Here is a 4,727-nt window from a genome sequence, read left to right on the forward strand (position 1 = left end):
CCCAGTTTGAGCGCGTTTCATTCACCATTTTGCGGTGAAGTGATGATCTTGCCTTGCATGACCGACCACAGGGTACGGTGTACGTGTGAGCTTTAACCACGATCAGATGCCGCCGGACCCTTTCGCCGATGATCCGAACGACCCCGCGTCGTTCCTGGATCCCGACGAGTTTGATGAGGCCGTTCCGCCGTTGTCTCCCGATGAGGTTCAGGCTCTGCGGGAGGATCTGCAAAACGTCCGTGATTTCCGCAAGCTGTTGGAGCCGCGCGGGGTACGCGGGATCACCATGCTGTGTGAGGATTGCGAGGACAGTCACTTCTACGACTGGGACATCATCGAGTCGAATATTCGCACGATGTTAAACAACGAGCTTGTGCCGGTTCACGAGCCGTCAGCGCAGCCGAACCCAAATGATTACGTGACCTGGGATTATTGCCTGGGCTACGCGGACGCGATCGATTTCGCGTTCCACGGACTGCGCCCGCCGTTCCTCTGGGGGAAGTAGTTAGCTACCTTCCGCACGCGGGGAACCATAGTCAGTGAGCACCGGCAACGACTCCGGGTTGCGTGGCCCGCCCGTGGTTGGGGTCGGTCGATCCTGACGGGGCGACGCAGGCTCGCTTGGCTTCTGGGTCTTCGAGGTCGTCGTTTTCGAGGTCGTATCGGTGGGGTTCGTCGGTGCCGGGGCACCCATCGGCGTCGCCGGCCCCAGCTGCTCAGGAGCTTCCGTTCCACCGAGCAGGATGGTGGTCGACGGGATTTCCTCAACCGCCGTCGCCTCAGGAGCCTTGGAGCTATTCGTGGCAGCCTTGTTCGGCTTGTTCTTTTCCTCCTGGCGCTGCTCGCCCTTGGACTCACGGTCGCTCCGTTCGCCGCGGCTCCGCTCGTCTGGGACGCTCTCTTCACTGAGGACGCCACTTTGTCCGCCAGCGGAGCCCTCAGCAAGACTGCTGGAGCCTTCCAACTCGACAGCGTCCTCTTCTGCCACGGTCTCGCGCTTCACGTGTGCGCCCTGGGAGCTGGAGTAGGCAGCGTATCCCAGACCTCCCACAGCGATAGCGGCGGCCACTCCGCCGGCGATCAGCATGCTGGTCAAAGAAACTCCCCCGGCAGCGGCGGCCTTGGCGCTGGTGCGCAGCAGACGCGAACTGTTGTTGGCACCCTCAGCTGCTTCAGCCACTTCAGTTTCAGATTCTTCGCCACCGTCTTCCGTAAACAGGAAGCTTACGTCCGGCGCGGGCGGAATATCCCGGTAGAGCTCCTCACGGTGCGCAACTAGGTCCGCGATAACAGGGTCATTGGAGTCAAAGTTTTCCGTTTTCGGAATCGCCTCGCCGCGGCCGATCGCATCAAGGATGCGATCTACATCCAGGATGGAGGCGAAGTTCTCCTCGCCCTCCCGGAAGCCGTCATTCTGCGCCATGGCTACTGAGCTCTTTTCTTTCCTGAACTACCCGAAGGTAGCTGCCTACTGTTGAATAATTCCGTGCTTCTTTAGCTTCATAACCGCCCGGTGCTGGGCAACCCGAACGGCCGTTGGTTTCGAGCCCACGATCTCCGCGGTCTCTTCGGCGGAGTAGCCGTGAATAACTCGAAGAAGAAGAATTTCTCGGGATTTCTCACTGAGAATATCGAGCTTCCTAGCTAAATCGTTACATGAATCTTGGCTTAAGTACACATCTTCAGGCGAATCCTGGAAACTCTCCCCCTCCGGTAGCTCCTCCGTCGGATCGGACATATCCCGAGTTTGGAAACGGTAGGCGTCAGTAATCTTGTTTCGCGCCACCTGGTAGACGAAGGCCATAAACGGCGCCCCGCGATCCTCGTACCCGGATAGAGCCTTGGCAACCGCAATGCAGACGTCCTGTGCAACGTCATCGGGCGTGGGGTAACCGTGCATGCTCAGCTTGCCGCGACAGAAAAGAACCACCTTTGGGTGGATCAGCTGAATAAGACGATTAACGGCGCGACGGTCTTGAGCAATGGCCGCCGGGAGGAGATCTCGAATCTCCTCATCGGTCTCCTGGTCTGCAGCCATCGCCCCTACTCCGTCAAATGCTCGAACGTCTTTATCAACGTCTCTATCAATGTGGATTGAAACTATCACACCGCGTCGACAGTCCCAGATCGACTTAAAGGGGACTGTTCGATTTCTCCTCACGCGAATGCAATTGAACAAACCTGAAACATGTTCCCACTTTTGCTCCGATTTTTCAGCTAACCTCAACCTTCCTGGCAGGCTTATCTGGCAATCCCCCTGCAAGATCGCGGGAAGATCCCAGCAAGAAGCGAATTTTTTAACCCCCTTTGGGGGAACCTAGGCGTGGCGCAGAAACAAGTTAATCCATTGTTCAACTAAGGGCGTTCCCGCAGGTAGGTGGCTACCGCTATGCGAAATAGGTATGTCACAACAGGTTTTGGCTACCCAAAAGGCACTCGTTCGTTACTTAGAGTTCATTTAAGAATTGGAACCTCTCAGACGTCACTACAAGTGAGCATCTGACTTTTCACGAGGAGTAACCACCTAATGCCACAGCCCAGCCAGCTTCCGGGACCTGCTTCTTCGACTTGGGAATGGCAACTCCATGGCGCATGCCGCGGGGCTGATTCTTCTGTCTTCTTCCACCCGGATGGCGAGCGTGGCCGTGCCCGTGCCATGCGCGAACACCGCGCCAAGGCCATCTGCCGTGAGTGCCCGGTGATTGAGCAGTGCCGCAACCACGCACTCAGCGTGGGCGAACCCTACGGCATCTGGGGCGGCCTCAGCGAGTCCGAGCGCGACGCTATCCTGCGCCCCACTTCTCGCAACCGCAACCGCCGCGTAGCCTCCTAGCAGCCGACTGGACGCACAAAGAATAAAGGGAGAGGGGTTCATCCCTCTCCCTTTATTGCTGCCTAGCAGCGGGCTACAGCGGCTATCCCACTAGTGGGCGTGGCCAGCGTGCGCCCCTGCCTGATCAGCCGGAGCGGCAGGCTTGTCCACCACGGCGGTCTCGGTCGTCAGCACCATGCGGGCGACGGAGGTGGCGTTAACCACAGCGGAGTGGGTCACCTTTACCGGGTCGATGATGCCCTGCTCCAGCAGGTTGCCGTACTCCAGGGTGGCGGCGTTGAAGCCCGAGCCGTTGGACTGCTCGGCGATCTTGGAGACCACTACAGCGCCGTCCAGGCCGGCGTTATCGGCGATCCAGTATGCCGGGCGACGCAGTGCGCGTGCCAGGGAACGTAGACCGATGCTCTCGTCGCCTTCTGCCTGGCGGGACAGCTCCTCGATCTCAGCAGCGATCTGCACCAGCACAGAGCCGCCACCGGCGATTACACCTTCCTGGCTGGCGGCACGTGCCGCGTTGATCGCGTCCTCGATGCGCAGCTTGCGCTCGTTGACCTCGGTCTCGGTAGCGCCACCGGCGCGGATGACGGCCACGCCGCCGGACAGCTTCGCCAGACGCTCCTCGAATTTCTCCTTATCCCAGGAGGAGTCGGTGCGCTCGATGTCGTTGCGAATCTGATTGCGGCGCTCCTCGACAGCCTCGGCGGAACCAGCACCGTCGACCAGAACAGTTTCTTCCTTGGTGATGTTCACGCGACGGGCAGAACCCAGCTGCTCCAGAGTGGTCTCGGAGAGCTTGTGGCCCAGCTCGCTGTCGATGACGGTACCGCCGGTGACGATAGCCAGGTCGTCCATGAACGCAGAGCGACGGTCGCCGAAGTACGGAGACTTCACGGCCGCGACCTTCAGCGACTTGCGGATGGCGTTCAGCACCAGCATCTGCAGCGGCTCGCCCTCGATGTCCTCGGCGACGATCAGCAGCGGCTTGCCGGAGTTAGCAACCTTTTCCAGTACCGGCAGGAAGTCCGGCAGAGAGGAGATCTTCTCGCGCACCAGCAGGATCAGCGGGTTTTCCAGCTCTGCGTGGCCGGTCTCCTGGTCCGTAACGAAGTACGGGGATAGGTAGCCCTTGTCGAAGGAAACACCCTCGGTGACGATCGATTCGTCCTCGATGGACTGGGACTCCTCGACGGTCACCACGCCATCCTTGCCCACCTTGTCGAAAGCGTCGGCAACCATGGCGCCGATCTTTTCGTCGCGGGAAGAAACGGTGGCGACGTTGGCGATGGCGGCGTTATCCGCAACTGGCTGCGCCAGCTCGCGCAGCAGTTCCACAACGCGCTCGGTGCCCTGGGCGATGCCGCGGTTCACGGCGATCGGGTTGGCGCCGGCTGCCACGGTACGCAGCCCCTCATTAATCAGGGCCTGTGCCAGCAGGGTAGCGGTAGTGGTGCCGTCACCGGCGATGTCGTTGGTCTTGATAGCTACGGACTTAACCAGCTGGGCACCCAGGTTCTCGAAGGGATCCTCCAGGTCGATGTCGCGCGCAATGGTCACGCCATCGTTGGTCACGGTCGGGCCACCGAAGGCCTTGTCCAGCACGACGTTGCGGCCGCGCGGGCCTAGGGTCACCTTCACCGCGTCCGCCAGGGCGTCTACGCCCTTCTGCAGGCCCTCGCGGGCCTCTTGATCAAATGCGATGAGTTTTGACATGCAGCTACCCGCTTACTTTTCGATGACAGCGAGGATGTCGCGCTGGGTCAGCAGCAGGTACTCTTCGCCGTTGTACTTCAGCTCGGTGCCGCCGTACTTGGAGAAGATGACAGTGTCCCCCTCCTTCACATCCATCGGGATGCGGTCGTCGTCATCTGCCCAGCGGCCGGGGCCGACAGCGATG

Annotated in this window: 5 protein-coding genes and 1 pseudogene; 2 read left to right on the forward strand and 4 right to left on the reverse strand. The window is 60.3% G+C overall.

The genetic code is table 11. The features are described from left to right. The first annotated feature begins 106 nt into the window (after positions 1-106). Positions 107-505: a DUF5319 domain-containing protein gene (locus Q0331_RS00685; RefSeq protein WP_034985018.1), complete on the forward strand. Its 399-nt coding sequence runs from the start codon at positions 107-109 to the stop codon at positions 503-505. Here Q0331_RS00685 and Q0331_RS00690 read toward each other — a convergent pair whose 3' ends face one another. Next, positions 506-1,423 (reverse strand): hypothetical protein, encoded by a 918-nt coding sequence (locus Q0331_RS00690; RefSeq protein ID WP_298073967.1) that lies wholly within the window; start codon positions 1,421-1,423, stop codon positions 506-508. A 45-nt stretch (positions 1,424-1,468) separates the two neighbouring features. After that, on the reverse strand, positions 1,469-2,038 hold the full coding sequence (locus Q0331_RS00695; RefSeq protein WP_298073969.1) for a sigma-70 family RNA polymerase sigma factor: 570 nt from the start codon (positions 2,036-2,038) through the stop codon (positions 1,469-1,471). A 489-nt stretch (positions 2,039-2,527) separates the two neighbouring features. Between Q0331_RS00695 and Q0331_RS00700 the strand changes: the two genes are divergently transcribed. After that, entirely contained in the window at positions 2,528-2,833 is a 306-nt protein-coding gene (locus tag Q0331_RS00700) for a WhiB family transcriptional regulator (protein WP_005291806.1), read from the forward strand. Positions 2,834-2,923: 90 nt separating this feature from the next. Here Q0331_RS00700 and groL read toward each other — a convergent pair whose 3' ends face one another. Together groL and Q0331_RS00710 are read right to left on the reverse strand one after the other, a co-directional pair. Continuing rightward, positions 2,924-4,543 carry a chaperonin GroEL gene (gene groL / locus Q0331_RS00705; RefSeq protein WP_034984939.1) on the reverse strand — a complete coding sequence of 540 codons (1,620 nt, stop codon included), beginning with the start codon at positions 4,541-4,543 and terminating at the stop codon, positions 2,924-2,926. A gap of 12 nt (positions 4,544-4,555) precedes the next feature. Next, positions 4,556-4,727, reverse strand: a pseudogene (locus Q0331_RS00710) (co-chaperone GroES); the annotation flags it as partial.

The organism is uncultured Corynebacterium sp. (assembly GCF_937999985.1).
Lineage (GTDB): Bacteria > Actinomycetota > Actinomycetes > Mycobacteriales > Mycobacteriaceae > Corynebacterium.